General features: G+C 45.3%; 18 protein-coding genes. 8 read left to right on the forward strand and 10 right to left on the reverse strand.

Going from position 1 to position 19,321, the window contains the following annotated elements:
* The 5 genes from H6F86_RS01960 to H6F86_RS01985 form a co-directional block, all read left to right on the forward strand.
* On the forward strand, window positions 1-187 hold a 187-nt coding region (locus H6F86_RS01960; RefSeq protein ID WP_190446432.1), incomplete at its 5' end, for a hypothetical protein.
* Between the two features lie 769 nt (window positions 188-956).
* The gene (locus H6F86_RS01970; RefSeq protein WP_190446434.1) at window positions 957-1,502 is read left to right on the forward strand and encodes a hypothetical protein; all 546 of its coding nucleotides are present in this window, start codon (window positions 957-959) and stop codon (window positions 1,500-1,502) included.
* A gap of 52 nt (window positions 1,503-1,554) precedes the next feature.
* On the forward strand, window positions 1,555-1,863 hold the full coding sequence (locus tag H6F86_RS01975) for a hypothetical protein (RefSeq protein WP_190446435.1): 309 nt from the start codon (window positions 1,555-1,557) through the stop codon (window positions 1,861-1,863).
* Window positions 1,864-1,871: 8 nt separating this feature from the next.
* Window positions 1,872-2,447 carry a hypothetical protein gene (locus H6F86_RS01980; protein ID WP_190446436.1) on the forward strand — a complete coding sequence of 192 codons (576 nt, stop codon included), beginning with the start codon at window positions 1,872-1,874 and terminating at the stop codon, window positions 2,445-2,447.
* Window positions 2,448-2,555: 108 nt separating this feature from the next.
* Window positions 2,556-3,563 (forward strand): hypothetical protein, encoded by a 1,008-nt coding sequence (locus H6F86_RS01985; RefSeq protein ID WP_190446437.1) that lies wholly within the window; start codon window positions 2,556-2,558, stop codon window positions 3,561-3,563.
* A gap of 76 nt (window positions 3,564-3,639) precedes the next feature.
* On the opposite strand, the gene H6F86_RS01990 is transcribed toward H6F86_RS01985, so the two are convergent.
* Window positions 3,640-4,761, reverse strand: coding sequence for a type I restriction endonuclease (locus H6F86_RS01990; protein WP_190446438.1), 1,122 nt, complete (start codon window positions 4,759-4,761; stop codon window positions 3,640-3,642).
* A 449-nt stretch (window positions 4,762-5,210) separates the two neighbouring features.
* On the opposite strand from H6F86_RS01990, the gene H6F86_RS01995 reads away from it, so the two are divergent.
* The gene (locus H6F86_RS01995; protein ID WP_190446439.1) at window positions 5,211-12,740 is read left to right on the forward strand and encodes a tape measure protein; all 7,530 of its coding nucleotides are present in this window, start codon (window positions 5,211-5,213) and stop codon (window positions 12,738-12,740) included.
* 124 nt (window positions 12,741-12,864) lie between these two features.
* On the opposite strand, the gene H6F86_RS02000 is transcribed toward H6F86_RS01995, so the two are convergent.
* The 4 genes from H6F86_RS02000 to H6F86_RS02015 all read right to left on the reverse strand — a co-directional run bounded on the left by H6F86_RS02000 (window position 12,865) and on the right by H6F86_RS02015 (window position 15,086).
* Window positions 12,865-13,563 carry a PTPA-CTERM sorting domain-containing protein gene (locus H6F86_RS02000; RefSeq protein ID WP_190446440.1) on the reverse strand — a complete coding sequence of 233 codons (699 nt, stop codon included), beginning with the start codon at window positions 13,561-13,563 and terminating at the stop codon, window positions 12,865-12,867.
* 243 nt (window positions 13,564-13,806) lie between these two features.
* Window positions 13,807-14,133 carry a hypothetical protein gene (locus tag H6F86_RS02005; RefSeq protein WP_190446441.1) on the reverse strand — a complete coding sequence of 109 codons (327 nt, stop codon included), beginning with the start codon at window positions 14,131-14,133 and terminating at the stop codon, window positions 13,807-13,809.
* Between the two features lie 123 nt (window positions 14,134-14,256).
* Entirely contained in the window at window positions 14,257-14,757 is a 501-nt protein-coding gene (locus H6F86_RS02010; RefSeq protein WP_190446442.1) for a hypothetical protein, read from the reverse strand.
* Window positions 14,758-14,906: 149 nt separating this feature from the next.
* Window positions 14,907-15,086, reverse strand: coding sequence for a hypothetical protein (locus tag H6F86_RS02015; protein ID WP_190446443.1), 180 nt, complete (start codon window positions 15,084-15,086; stop codon window positions 14,907-14,909).
* Between the two features lie 221 nt (window positions 15,087-15,307).
* Here H6F86_RS02015 and H6F86_RS02020 point away from each other — a divergent pair, with 221 nt between their 5' ends.
* The gene (locus H6F86_RS02020; RefSeq protein WP_190446444.1) at window positions 15,308-15,595 is read left to right on the forward strand and encodes a helix-turn-helix transcriptional regulator; all 288 of its coding nucleotides are present in this window, start codon (window positions 15,308-15,310) and stop codon (window positions 15,593-15,595) included.
* Window positions 15,596-15,764: 169 nt separating this feature from the next.
* On the forward strand, window positions 15,765-16,154 hold the full coding sequence (locus tag H6F86_RS02025) for a hypothetical protein (RefSeq protein WP_190446445.1): 390 nt from the start codon (window positions 15,765-15,767) through the stop codon (window positions 16,152-16,154).
* 52 nt (window positions 16,155-16,206) lie between these two features.
* On the opposite strand, the gene H6F86_RS02030 is transcribed toward H6F86_RS02025, so the two are convergent.
* From H6F86_RS02030 to H6F86_RS02050, 5 genes are all read right to left on the reverse strand, one after another.
* Window positions 16,207-16,581 carry a hypothetical protein gene (locus H6F86_RS02030; protein ID WP_190446446.1) on the reverse strand — a complete coding sequence of 125 codons (375 nt, stop codon included), beginning with the start codon at window positions 16,579-16,581 and terminating at the stop codon, window positions 16,207-16,209.
* Window positions 16,582-16,664: 83 nt separating this feature from the next.
* Window positions 16,665-16,943: a hypothetical protein gene (locus H6F86_RS02035; RefSeq protein WP_190446447.1), complete on the reverse strand. Its 279-nt coding sequence runs from the start codon at window positions 16,941-16,943 to the stop codon at window positions 16,665-16,667.
* A 126-nt stretch (window positions 16,944-17,069) separates the two neighbouring features.
* Window positions 17,070-18,740, reverse strand: coding sequence for a hypothetical protein (locus H6F86_RS02040; RefSeq protein WP_190446448.1), 1,671 nt, complete (start codon window positions 18,738-18,740; stop codon window positions 17,070-17,072).
* A complete protein-coding gene (locus H6F86_RS02045) occupies window positions 18,737-19,096 on the reverse strand; it encodes a hypothetical protein (protein WP_190446449.1) in 360 nt (119 codons plus the stop codon). Before H6F86_RS02045 ends, H6F86_RS02040 begins: the two co-directional genes overlap by 4 nt.
* Window positions 19,089-19,319 carry a hypothetical protein gene (locus H6F86_RS02050; protein WP_190446450.1) on the reverse strand — a complete coding sequence of 77 codons (231 nt, stop codon included), beginning with the start codon at window positions 19,317-19,319 and terminating at the stop codon, window positions 19,089-19,091. Before H6F86_RS02050 ends, H6F86_RS02045 begins: the two co-directional genes overlap by 8 nt.
* Window positions 19,320-19,321: the final 2 nt, after the last annotated feature.

The following is a 19,321-nucleotide window of genomic DNA, read 5'->3' on the forward strand; positions in this document are numbered from 1 at the left end:
CTCGGCACACCCCAAGCAGCGGTCAGATCTTGAACTACCGCTCGATACTGACGCTGAAAAGCAGCCCACACCACCTGGGTCTCCGGCTGGTTTAGCAGCGGCGGTTCAAGCGGCGTTGTTGTACGAAGAATATGTACAACCGCGACTCTTGCTGCTGGCACTTGTTGTAGCAGTCTTTCCAGTATGACTACAGCGGCTTCAGTCATAAACCATAGTCTATCAATGAAACAGAGATGCTGTCTGTTTCACTTTTGCCAAAATGCCGTTTCATCCGGCATTTTGGCGATCGCCCTTTTCGGTTTTCCCCAACCTTCCCCCGTTGAGCACCACAATGAGCCTCAAAAGACTGCGTTTAGATGGGTTCAGATTTCAAGTGCATCTGGGGCATTTCCCCACATAAAAAAGGAGCATCCAAAGAAAATGCTCCTTAGGGGGAAAGATAGCGAAGATACCTTTTCCCTGGATGGTCTGAGCCACTATCTGAGTGTGAGCGAGGCTCGGTTGCAGTCAGCAGTTAACTGTCTGTGAGCGAGGAAGGCGATCAGTTTGAACAACACGCCTTTCCGAACGGTTCAGGAGGAAATCAAGCTCTACCAGATGTCTGCATCTAGTTGATAGTTGCTTAAATGCTTAGTGTGCGCTTGCTTGCAGAACAAATGTACTATACTATTTATATATAAAAGATATATACTTTTGATTGTTGTAGGAGGAGATATGGAATTTGAGTAAGAAGACGCTAATCTCACTGAATCTTGCAGAAAGCGAACTAGAAATACTGAATGAGCTCAGTGAGAAGAAAGAAATGAGTAAGTCTGCTGTTCTCCGGCAGGCTCTGAGAATGTTGGGAGTACTCGAACAGCGCGTTGCTCAGGGTGAGAAGCTCTACTTTGAATCCCTGGACAAGGAAAAGTCTGAACTTCTACTTCTGTAAGCCTCAGTGTGATGGAGACTAAACTTTGCAAAAGGTAATTAAGCTGCTGCGGGTAGCTGATGATCGAGCTGTAGATGCGGTTTTGACAACCTTAAACCAGAAACATCTAGATGATTTTGAGACTTTTTGGAAGGCACGACTTCAAGCATCAAATGAAGGGGATCGTTACTGGAACTGGGAGAAGAAAAATCGAGTTACAGCTTCTAGTATTAACTACGAAAAATACGCCATTGAGTGTGAACAGATTACGCAGGGGCTCATGATTGTTGAAATTGACTGGCATCGGTCACAGATTGAGTCGGGCAAAAGCCTCGTTTATGTGGACTATTTAGCTGCCGCTCCTTGGAATCGTTGTTCAAGCCAAGAGCCGCCTCAATTTAGCGGTGTAGGGACGATTTTGATGCAGTTTGCACGTTCACGTAGTGTTGCGCTGGGATATGGCGGGAGAGTAGCTCTACATGCATTACCTAGTGCTGCAACGTTCTATGACAAGCAGAACATGATGAATTTCGGTTCTGATCCTGATAAGGAAAATTTGATTTACTTTGAGTGGGGACGCATCAAAAGATAAGAACTGTTAGCACAGTTTCCGGTTGGTCAGGTACAGAAAGGGAGATCGAGCCATGCATTTTGATGTGGAGAATTTTGAGTTTGACGAAGAGTGGCTGCGAGAAGTTAGCCGCGTGGAGCAAGAGTCCAACTGTGATGTTCAAGCTGGTTTTGATTGGGGTGCAAATTTAGGAGATTACATTACGAGCGCTAAAAGCTTTATTAATCAGGCAAAGCTAATGTCAGTTCTACAAGAAGAGCTTGAAAGCCTTGTTTTTCAAGGGCTTCTGTCTCAAGAAGATATTGAAATAATTGCAAATGCGGCACAAAGCTGTACACGAGATCGTGTCATCGGGAATATTCAATCTGCTAAGTCTGCTTAGGAGGGTTAATGTCTCAAGAATCAAAGTCAGAAGATAATAAACTTGTGCCCCTCAGACACTCCCGGTCTGCTTCGAGAGCTGATGCTGAGATAGAAATAACGGAAGATAAGCTCCGATCTGTACTCCGAGAAACTTTAGCTGAAGCTCTCGACAAGCGCAAGGATACAATGTCCGAAGATAAGCTTAGAGGAATTTTATTTGATGTGGTTGATCAGAGAATTACTCGGTTAGAAAACAGCATCCATCAGGTGATTTCGCAGTTTGAAGCAGTTCGGAGTGGAGAGGCTGAAGATGCAGCTTTGAGAGTAACAACTGATGACAGTGCCACAGATCTTGCTTTAGCTGAAATAAATTTACCGAGGGAAGATTTCTATCCCTACACTGCTACTCTTCTCGCTGATAAATTAAAGATTGCTGTACATCATGTCAGTAAAATGGTTAAAAAGTTTGATTTGAAAGATAATTCAAGGTATCACTGTGTTTTTCGTACTGGTAGAGTAAGTAAGACAGACAAATGGTCTGAGGGAACTTTTCTTAGATTGAAGACAGCGTTAGATTCAGGAGAATATTTAATTCCTGATTAATCATCAAGCCTGCTTAAGCTCTTGGCAGGGAAAGTGGCAAGAGCTTATCTATTAAAATTTAGTTTTAAGTTGAATTGATGCTTAATTTAGAGTGAGATAGCAGATTCTATGAGTTCATTGGTTCTGGAGTTGCAGGAAGATGCGCTTGATACATCTGTAACTGTGTTGTCTTTGCTCCGAAAGGCTTTAGTAGTTGCCAGAAAACTTAAGATACAGGAGTTTCAGCACTGGATACAGAATGAGCTAGATGGCTATCCTGAAGGATTAGAATTACCTCAATACCGCTTCATGTACGGAGAGCTAAAAGCTTACAATCCTGTTCATGGCTGGGTACCAGTTATTATTGCTCCTGAAATTCAGAAATTTATATCTAAAAGACCTGCACATCAGCCAATTAGCCAAATAGAGTCGCTATTTGAGAACACAAAAAATGCAAACTCAAGTTTGGTTACAATGCCCGCAGGTTTAGACGACTTGTTGAGGAGTTATGACCGCATTGACTATGAGATGGCAATACACATCGATCCATCACAAGCACGTGGAGTTTTAGAAGCGGTACGAGACATAGTTTTGAATTGGTCTTTAAAGTTGGACGAGGACGGAATCCTTAGTGAGGGAATGACTTTTTCCCAAGAAGAAAAACAGATTGCTGCCCAATATGACTACAGTAGTTTTCAGCAAATTATCAACATCAGATTATCTCAGATGCAGAACTCATCCTCAGAAAGCCAATCCAACTTGGAAGGTTTTAATAACGATTTGAGAGGTGCAAATGTTGCTAACTTTGCCAATCAGGTTATAGGTAATGCACGGCAACAGGCTAACCAATACAACTCCCCTGCGGAGCAGCTTTTGAATTTTGCTGACACTGCAACGCAGATTCAAAAGCTGCTTGAACAATTGTCTAAAACCTACTCAACGGAAACTGTGTCAGGTCGGATGCAGTTAGCAACAGAGGCAGTTACCCGTATCGAAGGTGATTCAAACTTGATGCAACGTGTGCTTAGCGCTTTACAAGTAGGCGGTGTGTCTGCTTTGGAGCAATTGCTTAACCATCCCGCTGCAAGTTTTGTTATTGCAGCTTTGGAGGATTGGCAAAAAACAAGAGGTGCGTAGATAAATCATTGGTAGCGGCAACTTGGTTTACTCCGTTATTTATTAGCTTGCCCCTTAGTAAAACCCAGATGTTCTTTTAACCGTAACGAGCCACAGTCTTCTTTAAGCGATCGGCATACTTATAAATATCATCTAGCTGTTCAATTACGACTTTCTCTTCTTGTTTGTCATCGCCAGCTTTATCGAATAACGCTAGACGTTTATTCTGAGGGCTATTGAAATAAAAACGGCAAATGGGTTTGCGATTATTGTTATCCAACAGCACTCCAAAGTAGGTAGTAACATCACGCGAAAATATCCGGTTCGGTTCTGCAACGTCACGAAGAATAGCTTTGACAATGTAAAAAGCTTCAAGTTCTTCCTCAGTAGTCACTATTGAAGTAATTGGCTTTCCAGGGCTATCGTCGCTAGCATTGACTTCTTTAGAAGTTATCTCTGTGGCTTCGGATAAAGGTTTACTAGCAATAGCTGAGGTACTACCAATGCCAGAAGCATCCAAAATGCTGTTAATTTGCTCTCGGATAAACTGCTTCATAGCGCGTTTGGTAAATCCAGCAAACTGTGGCTTGACACTTCCTGCAAAAACTCGACCTGAGCAAAGCTGCTGAAAAAAGAATTTGACAAACTCATCGCTAGGCTCATTGAGTTGTGATGTCAGGATTTGTAGCATTCCACCGACATACTTTAGCTCGTTCGCCGCTGTCAGCATTTCAGGGATGTTCAGAGCCGATTTTGTCAGACATTTAAGCTCGTCAAGCAAGGGCTCTTTCAGATTAAGCATATCAAGCTCTAGAAAAGGTGATTCATCTAGCTTGTTAGGCTTATCCAAGTCGGCATAAAATCGATAAATTAATCCGTTGGTCAGAACCCCAATGCGGCAATCAGTTGCAACTGCATAATAAAAAAGCTGCTTGTAGCCATCGTTGAGCTTGTCGTTATAGCATTTGCATTCAATGAGAATGAGAGGCTTACCGTCTTTAAGAATGCCGTAGTCAATTTTTTTGTTCTTAGGCACACCTGGAACATCTAGATCCGCTCCAAATTCAGGCACAACCTCAGCCAGGTCGCTGGTATCGTATCCCAACGCCCTGATAAACGGCTCAACCAACGCATTCCTTGTAGCGGCTTCGGTCTTGATATGCTCTAGTTGTCCGGGAATTCTAGCAGCTAGCGCTTTTACTTGATCGATGAAGTCCATACAAGTTCTCGTTTGCTGGGGGTACAGTCTTAGAGTGCCCTAGCAAACAAGGGATGTAATACAAAAAGTTAAGGCTTAGTTAAAAATTCACGCTCACTCGCCTCAGCAACAACTGCATAATCGAGGAGAAATTTGAGGCAAAGCATGAGCCAGACCCTAGCCGAGATCGGTGGCAAAAATCAATGGAGAAGCTTGGCTTCGCATTCCTGGATGACCTGATCAAAATACTGACCACCCGTAAGCGGACTTTTTTGGGCATAAAAACCCTGTTATTCCGGCAGGGGTTTTGTTTATTCAACCAAACTCGATCGATTTTATTCTTGTCTAACCTAGAACACTTGTCATAATCAAACACTTGTTAAGCCTCCTCCAGCAGTTAGGATTAATAGCAAAGCTGATGCTTTTGAACTGGTTTCAATCAAAAAACACCTTTGTTATCTACTTGCTAAATGGCTACCAGTTTAGGCAGTTTACTATTAACGCTTGGGTTAGACACATCCGTCTACGATCGTAAGCTGCAAAATGCTAAAACCCAAGCGTTAAGCGTGGGTAGTGACATTGAGCAAAAACTGAAGCTGAAGCCAACGATCGACGATTCAGGGCTGCGGAACTTCAAGGCTAACTATCAGCAAACTCTGAGCTACTTCCAAGCAAACCCAGTCAAGATCAGGGTTGACACCAGCGAATTTGATAAGCTCGATCGCCTGCAAAATGGCAACAATGCGGTTAAAGCCCAAAGCCAAGCGGTTGATACCAGCGCACTCGATAACATCGGTAAGGATGTCGAGCATGGTGTTTCTGACGGTATCAAAAAGGCTTTAGATCCTAGCTCCATTGGACAGGTAGCCTCAGGTGCAGGAGGGGCGATCGCTAGTGCGGTGACAGCACCATTAAGAATTGTGGGTGGTATTGGTAAAGATATTGCACAAGGGCTGATTTTTGGTGTCTCTCAGGAAGTCTCTAGTAATCTCGGTAAAGGCATTAGTGCTGGCATTGAGAAGCAAATAGCGCCACTGGTGGGTAGCTTTGAGCTTATGGGTAGTAAGCTTGCAGGTGGTTTAACAGGTGAATTAGTTGATAGCCTAAGCACTGATATTGAGCCTGTTCAAAAAGTTTTAGAGGGTGTCTTAGGTAAAGCAGATATTGCTGCTGCTGCTGCTGCTAAAAAGTTTCAAGCCTCACAGCAAAATGCTGAAATTCAGTTGCAAGGTAGCCAGCAAACACAAAAAGAAATTGCTTTTATTGAAGCTAATAAAGATGCCGTCAGAGAACGGTTGAGTGCTGCCAAAAATGTAAGAGTAGAGCTAACTGAAAAAGAGCAAAAGCTGAACGATCGCATTGCCAGTGAAGCTGACGCGAGTGGGGTAGCTAATCTCAGGCAGCAAAAAACAGAGACGAGAGACAAAATCGAAGATCTCTCAAGTCGAATGGCAGCATCAGAAAATCCAGCAGAAATTAAGCAATACAAGAAGAGTATCGATCGCCTGCGTGAAACTGAGAAGAACCTTGATAAGGCGATCGATCAAATTACCAATACTGTTAAAAATCGATTCCGCTCATTTATTGACAACCTAGAAGATGCAAAAGCGAAAGCCTACAAAGAGGAACGCACTTTAAGCACTCTACTATCACCTTATGAGAATGAGAGTCTGATTCAAGCGCCAAATCCAGAAATGAAGGCGATCGGCAAAGGCTCTCGCACAATCAAACAGCTTCAGAGAGGTGATGCCGCTGCACAACAAAATATCTCTGATTTATACCGTCAAACCTATGAGCAGGTAGCACAAGCAAGCGGTGTTAAAGCTGATATGAGCGCTATCCCTCAGTTGAAAGCTGCTGACTTACCACAGGGCGCTACAGGACGTTATAACCCAGAACTGAACACTCTAGAGGTGAATCAGGAGACGCTTGCAGCAATCAATTCTGGCAAGCTCACAATTAAGCAGTTAAAAACCTTGGTACATGAGCTGCGTCACGCCTTCCAAAGTGGTTTTGGCACAGTGATCGAAGATGGTCAAACCGCTGTTCAGTTGATTAAACCCACATTTCAGGAAGCTCGTAAACTTGGCAGTCAGATTGAAGCATCTGCTGAAGGTGGGGGTGCTGGCTTTTCGCGTGACCATGTAAGAAACATTGAAGCAGATGCTTATGTATTTGCCGAAAGAAATGCGCCACAGATTCACCAGAATTTAGCCTCTCAGCAGTCTTTAGCCAAGCTGCAAAATAAAGTTGGTTTAGGAGGTGGCAAGATCGATCAGAAGCTAGCACAGGCTGAAAAGCAAGCGCTGATGCAACTGATCCAAGTCAATAAAAGTGTAGGTGTTGATTTCAGTCAGGAAATCTCACAGGCGATCGCAGGTATTGAATCACTTAAGGCTGGTTTGCAAACGGAACTACAGCGCTTAGAGTCTGTTGAGCTACTTGATCCTGGTGCGATCGATCAGCTTGGTAAAGATTTAGAAGTCAAGTTCAGAGAAACGGTTGCAGGGATTGAGAATATTGTCACTGAGGCAGAGTATGCCGCGATCGCCAAGCAAGCTACAACTGTTCCACCTCCCTCATTACAAGCTGATCCGGCAACTGCTCTGCCTGATTTAGCAAACATTCCCGATCTTGATATTCAAACGACTACTATTAGCGCTACAGAGGCGATCGCTAAAGCAAAGCAACTATCTCAGAAAGTCAGCGAAGCCTACAAGCAGTTAAGTGATGTTGTTAACTCAGGTGATTTGAATAAAGCGTTTTCCATTCTTGATCAGATTGAAGCTGATGCAGCAATGGCACGCAATGAAATCAATGAAATGTATGCATCACTGGATGATACCGCTGCCAGGAAATCGTTAAGTGGTTATAAGGGGTCGATCGCCAAAAACCAATCACAGGCTAAAAAGAAAGTTGATGCCATGTTTGGTGGTGAGTTAGGCGATAGCACTCAACCTCAATCAGAAGGACTCTACGCTTTTGAAGGCTTACAAGAACAGATTGCGGTACTGAAAGCCCAGTTAGGTGCGAAAGTACAGGCAGTTCAAGGGACTGATCCTGAAGTGATGAGCAGCCAAGCATTAGCAAGCGCTGAACAAAAATTCCTAAAATTTGACAAAGCAGAATCACAAATCAACAAGCGCTTAGAGTCTAGCGAACAAGAGATTAACAATACGCTTGCTGGCTTAGATGAAGGAGTAGAGAGCTTTGGCGCTCGGTTAAAGCGTGTCTTTAAGGCGGAGGGGATTGAGTCGATCGGAGATGCTTTTAACAAGCTACCCAATCCCATCAAGCAAGCCACTGGCAGCGCTCGTATGGCGTTGAGTGTCTTTGGTGGCTTTACTGCCCTCATGGTAATTATTCCTATCCTTACCGCTTTTGCTGACAGTTCTATCAAAGCAGCTTTAGAATTTGAGCGCCTAGAACGAGTATTAGATAGTACATCCGGTAATGGCGCTTCTAAACTAGCAGAGCTTGATGCTAATGCTAATAAATTAGGTGTGAATGCAAGGGTATCCGCACAGGCTTACGCTCAACTAAGTGCAGCAACAAACGATACATCTTTAGAAGGTGCTCAGACAGATACTATTTTTAGTGGTTTCTCAAAAGGTGTAGCCAGCCAAGGTTTAGGTAAAGAACGTCAAGAATTGGTTTTCCAAGCTATTTCGCAGATGGCGGGTAAGGGCGTAATTTCCCTTGAAGAATTGCGGCAGCAGCTTGGGGAATCGCTACCACAGGCTATGGGTGTGTTTGCTCGTGCTGCTGGTGTTAGTACGGGTGAGTTTTCCAAGATGGTGGAGTCTGGTACTGTTGGCAGCGATTTCCTGGTGAAGGCAGCGCAGCAGATGTCAGCAGAAAGCACAGTAGCAATGGCTTCGATGGCTGATTCTACTCAAGCGTCGATCGGGCGTATGGATAATTCTATTTACGAAGTGCAGACCAGAGTAGGGCAGGGACTACTACCGCTCGAAAAGCTCAAAGCCGATGCGATCGCGGCTTCTATCAACCTCGTACTGGTAGCGATCGATCCACTCTTCAAACTACTAGGAGGGGCAGCACTTTCTTATATCATCAAGGGCTTCATAGGTCTAGCTGCATCAGCGGGAACACTGTCAGGAGGGATGTCGGGACTTCTAGCAGTAGTAGTTAAGCTTGCACCTGCAATAATGGCTGTTGCCGCTAAATTCCTGCTCTTTTACGCAGCAGGCGAAGCAATCTCACTTGTCTTCAAGCAATTTGAGGATGGTGGAGGCAAAGTAAGAGACTTTGCCAATTCGTCTATTAGCTCCTTAAATGATTACAAAAAGGTTTTAGCTGAAGCCAGAGGCGAAGAGAAAAAGCTTGGCTCAGGCTTACCCAAAAATGCTAAAGATGTGCGAGGTGAAGGGCTGCAAGGTGTAGTTGATACCGTCCAATCTGTGATTCCTTTTGCCACTACTGGCAGTGAAAAACGGATTAACGATCTAAAGATTGCCACAGATGAACTAATGGCAAGCTCGAATGAGTCACTAAGTCAGGCTTATACACAGATTGGTAGTGGGAAGGGTGCGGCTGAATTAGCGAAGTTGAAAGATATCGATGTTCAACTTGCAGATGCAGGGGCAAAACGTCGAGCGCTGGCACTGAATGATCCAGCCAATCAAGACGCTAAAAAACAGTTACAACAGCAAGAGGAGTTACTACTAGCACAACGAGAAACCGCTAGTAAGCCTGTAGCAGCACTACAAGGCAAGATTGCTTCTGATGTTGAAACGCTAAAAGCAGCGCTCAAGGAATACGATGAACTAGCGAAGAGTGGCGCTGTAGACCAGGGAACCTATGCCACTAAAACCACTGAACTGAAAGCAGCTTTAGAAGCAGCCGAAAAAGCGCAGAACAAATTAGGTCTAGCAGTCAAGGATTCAGTCAATGATTTGACTGCCTTTGAACGCGCCTTCCAGAAGATTGCCGATTCTATGGAGGATGCCAGTACGAGTATCGATCGCGCCTCCACTCGTGGTCGTACTGCGATCGCTAATTCTCAGGCATCAGGCAAGATTACAGCCGATGAAGCAGGGTTAGCCAATGCCAACAATCAAAGAGATGCGCTTAATCAAAAAGTAGAGTCAGGTAAAGTAGCAATCTCAGGCATGAAGTCTGAAATTGATGCGCGTGGAGGTCAGAAGGTCTTTGACACCCTCGGTATTGACCCTAATAAAATTGGGCAAGCAGAGCTTAAAACCCTTACAGAGAGGGTTAATGCACCCAAAGAGAAAGCAATTTTACAAAAACTGGGAGAAGTTAAAACCGCTGAAATTACTCAGGAGGGTAATGAATCACAACTGGCTGATTCTAAATTACAAGTTGCTTCTGCAAGGCAACAACTGGCAACCAATCAAATTGGGCGTGAAGCTGCCAAGGCTGAAAGTACAACCAAGCGACAGGAATTGATGAGTGGCGCTGAGATCCGAGGTAGGCAGGCAGCAATCAATCTTAAGCGATCGAAGAATCTATTCTTCAGTGATGCCGATGCAGGTGTAGCTGAAGCTAACGTGGGTATCAGTCAATCACGATCGCAGCAGGAATTTGCTAATCAACGGGAAGCTAGTGCCAATGCGAATCTTGAGCAGATTCGTAGCAAGCGTGGTGAGTTTACCAATAGTGAAGAATTTGAGAAAGCGGAGAGGGATGCGATCGATCAAGTAGCAGAAGCGCGATCGCGTGCAGCAGAAGCCGATGCATCCTTAGAGGAAGCAAAAGGCAGACGGATTGAAGCCGTTAACCAAAAACGGATTGAACAAACTGAAACCCTTACCCAGGTAGAGGAAAGTGCTTTAAGAAGACGGCAATCACTCGCTGATGCTGATATGAGTATGCAGCGTGCCAGTTTAGCCATGATGAAAGCAAAAAATCAATTTGCTAGTGAAGCGGATGCAGGCGTAGCAGAAGCCAATCTAGGAATTAAGCAAGCTGGCAATCAAAAAGACTTTTCAGCGCAAGCCGTTGCTAATGCTAATCGTGAATTACAGCGCAATGAGCAGCTTTATAAAGCAGGTGCCATTAATGCCAAGAAGTTTCAGGATGACCAGCGTGCTTTGACTGACAAACTCACAGAAGCGCGCGCAAAGGGCACTGAGGCAGCAGCAGCATTAGAGGAAGCCTATGCTAAGAAAATTGAGGCAGTAAATCGGTTGAAGCTAGAGCAGTTGGAGCAAATTAGGCAGAAAGCAGAAGCCGCGATCGCCCTAACACAAACAATGAGTAGCACTGCCTTGCAGAGTGGCTTACTGAATAATGCTGACGCTGGTGAAGTATCACAGGCTCAGGCAGGTAGAAGTCAAACCCTGATTGATCAGACCGCTGCTACCGCTAGACTTGCTCTAAAACGACAGGAGTTAGAGCAGACTAGACAACTAGCAGTCGATGGCGTTTTAAGCCGTAAAGACGCAGCCGATAAAGAGATAGCCATCACTCAAGAGATAGCAGATGCTCAGGCTGCTCAGGTACAGCGTCAAGTGCAGATGCAAGGTCAGCTACGTGAGAGCCACATTAAGCTACTGACTGACACTGCCAAGCTAGAAACTGAGCAAATCGATCGCGCCAAACAACTTTTGGAATCACAAGGGGCGATCGCTAAAGCACAATCAGAGTTATCCATTTCTCGTTCTCAAACACAGCTAAACTTAGCCGATCGTGCCTTTGGCTTAAAAGATAGGCTTGAATCACAAGAGGATCTTGATCCGCGAGTCAAAGCGGTGATGGCAAAGCAACTCAATAATTCTGGTGTTGCAGGAGTTAACGCTAACTCTAAATCCTACGAAATCCTAGCAGCCCAGCAAAAGATCGGTGATCAAATCGCTGAGAAGCAAAAGGCAGCGCGAGAGGTTGAATTTGAGCTGGCTAAGAAGTCGTTTGAGTTTGACCAGAAGAAAGTTGAGATTGCTGACAAGTTATTTGTTATGGAGTCGAAGCGATACAAGCTAGATGCCGATCGCGCCAAAATCCAAGCACTTAAAGACTTCAAGACAGCTAAAGAGTCTGGTGATACCGAAGGAATGCAACTGGCTGGTATGTCGCTTGAAGTCGCTGACAACATGAGTAAAGTGGCTGATGAGCAACTAGCAGCAGCTCATGAGCGCCTAGAAATTGATAAACAACTAGCTGAGAACGGACGCACTTTATTAAATATCAATCAAGCCAAAGCAAGCGAAGAGGCGGCGGGTGCAAATTTCATTCGTCGTCAAAACAATGAACTTGCACTGGTAGAACAGTTTGTTAAATCAGAGACGCGCGGCTCAATTCCTGGTCGAGCGACAGGTGGTGCTGTGAGTGCTGGGAAGCCCTACTATGTTGGAGAGCAGGGCAGGGAGTTGTTTATTCCGAAAATGCCTGGTGAGATTGTGAATGCTGCTAATACAGCAGCGATCGGTAAGCCAGCAGCAATGAGTAAACTAGCCGCGATCGATACTTCTGTTAAGCCAGCAATATCAGGTAACGGTGTAGCAAATACCGCTGTTCGTATGCCTGTTTATGGGACAGGCATTGGCTCTGTTGGAGAATACAGTGCAAAAGCTAATAGTAAAAGCGGTTCTTCGGTTTCAACCTCAGAAATACTGAAGAACATCGAGAAGCTCTTAACAGATCAAGTGGCTTTGACTGGTCAGATTGAATTATCGCTTAAAAGTGTATTAGGAAAAGGCTCACCCCCATCAGGTATGGGTACGCCTAGCAACCCTATCTCAGAGGCTTCTAATGGCGTAAACAATGCAATAAGTAAAACGGGTGAAGCATTAAGCGTTGGTAATAGCTCTACCACTAAAACTAGTGGTATGTCAGCACCAATGAGTTTCGGTGGTAGTGGTGAGATTAGCGGTGGCATCGATCGCCTTATCAGTGTGGTTGCTACTGCCTTGCAATCCCCACGAAGCCTTACAGTGTCATCACCCAATCCAGTCAGCGATGCTGCTAAAATTTATGCAGACATCTCTAGTCAGCAAGTAGCGAACGAAGGACTTTAGAACGTTACTCAAACTCCTATTAAAAAGCCCTGTGCCAGCGACAGGGCGTATCAACCTTCTATAGGGTTCTTTCTATGGCTATACTGGCAGGCTTAGTGTACCCAGATGCAGTGGGCGCTAACGATTAAACCTCAACCTTAACTTTCTCTGCTTTACGCTTGCGGAGTGCAGCAATACCCAGACCGATTAGACCAGGGAGTAGGGCAGGGGTGGGAACTGCGGTTGAAGTCGCTGTCAAAGTAACATTATCAAAATTTGTTTGACCTCCTAAGGAGCTTAGTCGTATACCCAAAGGTTGTCCTAAGAAAGGATTACTTGACCCGCTGGTATACTGTACAAGAACTTCCGCGAACTCACCCAGCCCAGGTATAACGCTGTTATTAAAAGCTAGAACATTATTTCCTGCTAATAACTCCACGTTGTAGCCTGGAAAAGGCGCATCATTTCTTCTTCCTACAAAGACGCTCAACAAATAATTCGTATTGGTAGTTAAATTAGATGTAAGTGCCTGAAAAATGCTTCCAGCATTGTTGTATGCTACTTGGCTGCCATCAGGAAGAGAACTGTTAAAGTACGATGTTCCTGTATTCACTTGACTAGATTCTGGGTTAAACACGCCAGCCCCGCCACTAACAGGGCTAGAAACTACCCATGAACCGATACTGTTATCAGAATAGTACTCACCACTAGGCTGTAATGGTGCAATTGGGGATTCAAAGCTGTGATTGCCAATTGTAATAGAGGCAGCGTTTGCACTAGAAGTTAGCGCTAATGCAGCTACAGAAGCACTAAAAACTGCCGACGAAAGCTTAAAGTTCAGCAAGGTAATCTCCTTCGTTAATTATGTAAAGCACGAAGGTAGATGCAGGTGATATTTATCACTTGTATTACTGAAGCTCAATCTTGGGCTGTGAAACAAGCGTGTTTATAGCTTCTTTATTTGTGGAGAGGAATTATGAAGATTCCTTTTGTAGAAACTGTTCACAGTATGAACATCTACTTAGTAAGCTTTTTAGTGGTCAATCTATAAATGCCCAGTACCAGCGACCAGGCATATCAATTAAGCTCAGTCAAGAAGTTCATCATGCTCAAACGCCGGAAGGAAAAGCTTTAAGTCTTCCACTTTGTAAGCAACAACAGTTGAATTTTTAACATTTACTAGCGAAATAACGTTTTCTATTGTTTCTATGACCTTGTAGCAAACTCCTGCTTTAGAGCAAAAGCGAGTACCTATAGCAAAATTCATTTCTTTTAACCCATCTCGATATGTATATTTTGCTACCTGAAATTGCAACACTATACTTAAGTTTGGAAAACTTTTTATAGAGATATAATTCTTAAGACCTGAAGCTAGGACAATACCTAGTGGCGTTAACGCCTGCCAATCTGTCATTAGGACTGGTAATGTAATCGGGCTTTTTAGGCACGAAAACCCCTGCCAATGTAATCGGGCTTTTTAGGCACGAAAACCCCTGCCATGTGACAGGGGTTTTGTTTATTCAACCGAAGTCGATCGCTACTGAGCTTTTTTCTTCACTTGCTCAACCCACTGCTCTACAAGAGCAAGATCTGTGTTCGATTGTTGGGCTATGTCCTCGATCGTGAACTGTTCAAGTATTTCGTTGATGTTGAAGGCTGGGAGATGGATAGCTCTTCCGTTCATTTGCAGGATGAAGTCAACTGGAATCTTTTTCTCTATTGCTCCGTTCACTCGTAGAACAATGGTCGAAGCTCCAAACCGCTTTGCGTTAGCAGCGAGGCGAAGCGAATCACTGTAGAGGCGAAGGCAAGCATCTAGGGAATAGCACTCAACATTAACCTCATTTCCATTGAAGCTGATATCCACTAACTCACCTGTTATCCCTAGAGTATGTTTAGCTGTCGCTTGCAACTCGTTGTGCAAGCTGAAAGTGATTTGATGGCTGCGAGTCTTCTTCATTTGCTTTGGCGCATAGTGACTCTCGATTTTAAGTTTTCGACCGGCTGAACTAGGGATGAGGACGCTTCTTTGAGACATAATGAGGTGTTCCAGTAATGGGACTTAGCTGTTTTATTGTTATGGGGCGCTTTCTTCTTTGCCGGAGTGGAGCGCCTTTTCTCTTTGTTGATAGGGCTTAGAATTCGTAGAGCAAAGCAAGGGGTGAAGGATCACCCCTGAGAACAGAATTAGAAAGGAGCGGCACAGGCAAGGATTTCGTGTACCTCGTAGCCTGTTAGACCGCGATCGGCTCTGAGCTTCCAAATCTCACGCATTACATCAGAGAAGGTATCTGAGCCTGTTTTGACCGTTAAAGACTCTTCACTTTCAGTGCGACGATCGATCAACGTAACAATGTGTGTGAACATTAGACAGAATCCTTTTGTAGGGGTTTCAGCAGGGGCGGTTTAGCTGTTGGAGGCGGTCGCCCTTCGCTTATGTCTAATATAGTAGTCCATTTGATTGGACTATGCAATTGATTAGACCATCAGAATGTCTTTTGCTATGTGCGGTTATCAATCAGCTAGACTAATCAATTAGTCTAGTTAAATGAGATAGACTAAAGCGGTAGTCTATTAAGTGGCTGTTTATGCTGACGGTTATTCAAATGAACATGAAGGAGTTGCGAGAGAAAGCTAAACTCTCAGCGGAAGCGGTAGCATTCCGTCTGGGCGTATCTCATTCAACGGTGCGAAATTGGGAAAGCGGTAAAACAGAGCCATCGATCGGCGTAATAAAGACGGCAGAACTAATCCATCTTTACGAATGCACCTTTGAAGATTTGGTTCAAGCAGTTAGAGAATCTTCTATTCGTGATGAAGCTAAACCACTTGGCACTACAACTCCTGCCAGAGAGAGCAACACTGACAACCTCTAAAACGCCGTCGCAGCAACTCTTTCCTAGAGCTAGAATCTTTTCGTTTTAACTGTATTTATTTTTGGTACACAGAAACCAAGCAATGAAGATTTTGTGAACTTGATTGCTTGGTTTCTGCAACGCCTTAATTCAGTTGTTTGATTGGCTAGTGTATGCTTACTAGCCAATCATGAACAAGCGTTTAACCACTGTCGGGTTTCTTGCCTGTATCTCTCAAGTGGTTTTGATTAGTCCTGCGATCGCTCAGTACTATGGAGCGGAATCAGCCTTTCTTCAAACTGCTCTAAAGTTGCTTTCTACGTCGAACCAGGATGAGCAAATTGCACTACGGGCGGTAAGAAAAGATTTTCAGAAGACGCTCGATCGAGGCTATGTTTACTGCGAAGCCTTGAGAGAAGGGCTAAGTGAAGAGCAGATTAGCGAGGCAGATGTCTTGGTTGCAAAGCAGCTGATTGCAAAGCAGGTTTGGTCAGACAACATGATTATGCCTTACATTCACTACCTCTCTGCGGTACAAGTATCGGCAAAGTTAAATTTGTGTCCTGAGTTCAAGGATTGATTTGCGCGTTCGAGGGAAGGATACGATCGGATGAGCCAGCAGCGTGACGGATTTAGGCAAAGAGCTGATAGGCGATCAAGGTAGCCAAGATCACGGCTAATAGATGCATTTTGAGTTGCCAGGTTAACAGTACAAGCAAGATCACACGTCCCCACCAATGCAGCAAAGTTTGGGGCAGATTCGGGTAGTGTCCGGTCTTGCGTCGTTGTTCACCTGCCGATAACCCACCAGACAACGCGCCATGCATAATGCCTGTGTGGAATCCTTTAGAAACTGGCAGTACATTCCACCACAGGCGATCGCTCTTGTAATTGGCGTGATGCATTTCGTAAGGGTAGTAGTTTTTACTGTGTCGCCCGATCGGACGAAGGGTGATACAGCAGCGTCCGCACGTAAGCCAAAGCCATCGCTTATGATGCGTCCTCATTTTCTCAAGCCGAGCGTAGTAATTTAAATACCTCATTTCTTTCTTCAGTAGGTGATTGGGTTCTACCGTTGCACACGATAGATTTACTGCCAGGGCAAGCGAAAGATTTGAGGCTTCTCGATCGCTGCATCTACTACTTGAATTTCGGGCTTTTGTGACTGGTTCAGAAGCCGGTTGAGCGTTGCACTGAAGCCCGTTCCAACACGTAGCTTGAGTAAGTCTTCTGTGGGCAGTTCATCAATTGTTTGATAGGTCAATTGATACTCAAGAATTGTGATCACATCTTCAAGCCAGCTATCCGGCAAATGCCCTCTCAGTTCACGGCGTATCTGGACGATTTTAGGATTCTGATTTGAGAACATAATGTTAGATAAAAAGTGGGGTGTAACTGAGGTGCAAAGTGAGGTCTAGGGTGAGGTTAACTGAGGTTTGCGGTGAGGTGTAAAGTGAGATACCTCACACCTCACTTGAGGTATACCCCACTGCGACTAGGTTTCAGCCCACCTCACCCATTCAGCGCGAGAAGTGAGGGGTGAGAAGGTTTCAATTAGATTCATCGCCATTAGTTCAATGAGTAAATCTTGCACCTGCTCACTATTCAAGCCATTATTCTTACCCCAGTTTTGCTTGACTTCCCTCACAGCAACCTCTCCTTTCTTGCGTAGATAGATTGCTAGGCTTTGTAGTTTCCAATCGGTCAACGCATCGACTTGGCTAGGCTTTATTTTGGACTCCTCCTGCGGCAATTCTGCCTCCCAGCAATCCTTAAGCCAGCTGGTAATTTGAGAGCGGAAATCAGGCTGTGCTTTCTGCGCTGTTAGCGGTGCTTGTGGCTGTGATGTAGATGGCTGCTGATATTGCGGAATTGAGGCAAGCTGGTAATGTTTAGCCTGCGACAAATCAGGCAGCTTACACAACTGATTGCCTCCTAGTGTAGTGAATGCGATCGGGATTTTTAGGTCTTGAGTTTGGTCATAGCGATAGGTCGTGAGTAAGCTGTTTAGCTCCTTTCGCTGCGTAGGATTGCTCACCACATAGTTGTTACTGATGGCATCCTCAACGCTCTGATAATCCCCGTTGCGAGATTGAGCGAAGTACGCCATGTTGTCTTGCACACTGGTATTTAAGCCCAACTGCTCAACACGGGTGGTCTGCGCCATTAGCCAGAGATAGACCTTATCTTCAGCACCCTGAAAAATGAGCCGTTCAACATAGCGCTGAATCTTTTTCTGAGTGCGCGGGTTCTCTTTGCTGGGGAAGGACTCGTCAAACTCTTGAGCCAGTGAAAGCAGGCTGTTGAACTCATCGATCGCAATAATGACGGTCTTAGGTTCAGAGCCAGCTCGGTAGTGCCCTCCCTGTTGCATACGTTGTTGTTGACGCAGTTGCATCATGCCGATGAGACTTTCTAAGCGAGTGAGTACCTGCGGGACGTAGCGTGGCTCATTGCAAAACAGATAATTTTGAGTACGCTCTAATCCACACCAAGCAGCGCCTTTAGGGTCAAACACCCAGAAATCAACCACACCGTTATAACGGCTGTGAGTATGACGAATAGCGGATTGAACGCTGGTAGTTTTGCCGCTACGAGTACGACTAGCAATCAGGATGTGTCCGTCATACTGAGCAATTTCAGCCGTTAAATCACGCTCCGCTATGATGCCAGGTTGAGCGATCGCATCAGACGAGGGCGTTACAGGCACAGCAGCTTGACCAGGCGCGGTTGCGGTTGCTTGTTGTGTAGATTGCGGCTGCGAGGGCATCTCCTGAAACTCAGCATCTTCTACATCCAGGTAGGGTGCCATTTGGGGATAAAACTTTTCAGCCGTTTGCAGTTGTGCCAATTGGCTATAACCCTGCAAGTCACTCTCATGCTGGATTGCTGCCATGTGCTGTTGCTGCATAAGCGCTTGCCGTTCCCACTGCTCGTACTGCCTGCGGTAATCGCGGCGTGACTGGGTGAGCAGCCACGCACTAATACACAGACCAGAGCCAGCCAATGACAGGGGGATTTTGCGATAGGCAGCTTGGTAAGTAAGCTGGGTGCCCAGAAACCGAAAGGTTTCGGGCTGGTGCAGGTAGCCTGAGATTGATAGACCTGTTGCCGTCATGCCAGCGGCTAACAGCCCTAAAATCTGCGGTAAATAGGGGTCTTTCACTTCAACACCTCCTGCACTTGCTGATTGAGCTGCTGGCTGGTGTGGTTAATTTGGTCAAACCAACCGCTGAACATGGCAACCATCAGTGCGATCGCTATTGCCAGCAGACGCGCACTGCGAGATAGGTAAGCAGGCAGTGCCAGTGAGAGGAGGCAGGTGATCGCCCCAATCCAATAGAAAGGCATTAATGCAGGTATCCATCGCACGACTAGAGTGACGGTCACACCTAGAGCAAACAGCCCAGCAAAGCGACTGATACCTTGCAAGGCGTAATCAATGCGATCGTCTGTCTGCGGTTCGTCCTCTGGTTCGTAGCCAGGGGGCAACATGAGCGGTGAATCGTAGTGTTCAAACATTGCTTACGTCCTCCTCAAAGCCCCAGGGTGAAGGCTGTACAGCATAAATTTCACGGTCGTTTGGTTCGTAGCGCTCCCAGAAATCGTGACTTGTAGAAAACCAATTTTGGGCTTCCTGCTGGGCAGCTTGACCGAATGCATCCTCTAGCGTGGTCGGTTCGGAGTACTCCAAATCTGTACTCAAAACCTCATCGACGTTATAAACCTGATAAAAACTGGGCATCG

This window comes from Phormidium sp. FACHB-592, from assembly GCF_014695795.1.
Taxonomy (GTDB): domain Bacteria; phylum Cyanobacteriota; class Cyanobacteriia; order Leptolyngbyales; family Leptolyngbyaceae; genus Stenomitos.

Bases quoted from the DNA above. Each gene is read 5' to 3' on its own strand.
- H6F86_RS01975 (WP_190446435.1), top strand. From the start codon at position 1,555: ATGCATTTTGATGTGGAGAATTTTGAGTTTGACGAAGAGTGGCTGCGA.
- H6F86_RS02010 (WP_190446442.1), bottom strand. From the start codon at position 14,757: ATGTCTCAAAGAAGCGTCCTCATCCCTAGTTCAGCCGGTCGAAAACTT.
- H6F86_RS01985 (WP_190446437.1), top strand. From the start codon at position 2,556: ATGAGTTCATTGGTTCTGGAGTTGCAGGAAGATGCGCTTGATACATCT.
- H6F86_RS02025 (WP_190446445.1), top strand. From the start codon at position 15,765: ATGAACAAGCGTTTAACCACTGTCGGGTTTCTTGCCTGTATCTCTCAA.
- H6F86_RS02020 (WP_190446444.1), top strand. From the start codon at position 15,308: ATGCTGACGGTTATTCAAATGAACATGAAGGAGTTGCGAGAGAAAGCT.
- H6F86_RS02035 (WP_190446447.1), bottom strand. From the start codon at position 16,943: ATGTTCTCAAATCAGAATCCTAAAATCGTCCAGATACGCCGTGAACTG.
- H6F86_RS01980 (WP_190446436.1), top strand. From the start codon at position 1,872: ATGTCTCAAGAATCAAAGTCAGAAGATAATAAACTTGTGCCCCTCAGA.
- H6F86_RS02030 (WP_190446446.1), bottom strand. From the start codon at position 16,581: ATGAGGACGCATCATAAGCGATGGCTTTGGCTTACGTGCGGACGCTGC.
- H6F86_RS02015 (WP_190446443.1), bottom strand. From the start codon at position 15,086: ATGTTCACACACATTGTTACGTTGATCGATCGTCGCACTGAAAGTGAA.
- H6F86_RS02005 (WP_190446441.1), bottom strand. From the start codon at position 14,133: ATGACAGATTGGCAGGCGTTAACGCCACTAGGTATTGTCCTAGCTTCA.
- H6F86_RS01995 (WP_190446439.1), top strand. From the start codon at position 5,211: ATGGCTACCAGTTTAGGCAGTTTACTATTAACGCTTGGGTTAGACACA.
- H6F86_RS02045 (WP_190446449.1), bottom strand. From the start codon at position 19,096: ATGTTTGAACACTACGATTCACCGCTCATGTTGCCCCCTGGCTACGAA.
- H6F86_RS02050 (WP_190446450.1), bottom strand. From the start codon at position 19,319: ATGCCCAGTTTTTATCAGGTTTATAACGTCGATGAGGTTTTGAGTACA.
- H6F86_RS01990 (WP_190446438.1), bottom strand. From the start codon at position 4,761: ATGGACTTCATCGATCAAGTAAAAGCGCTAGCTGCTAGAATTCCCGGA.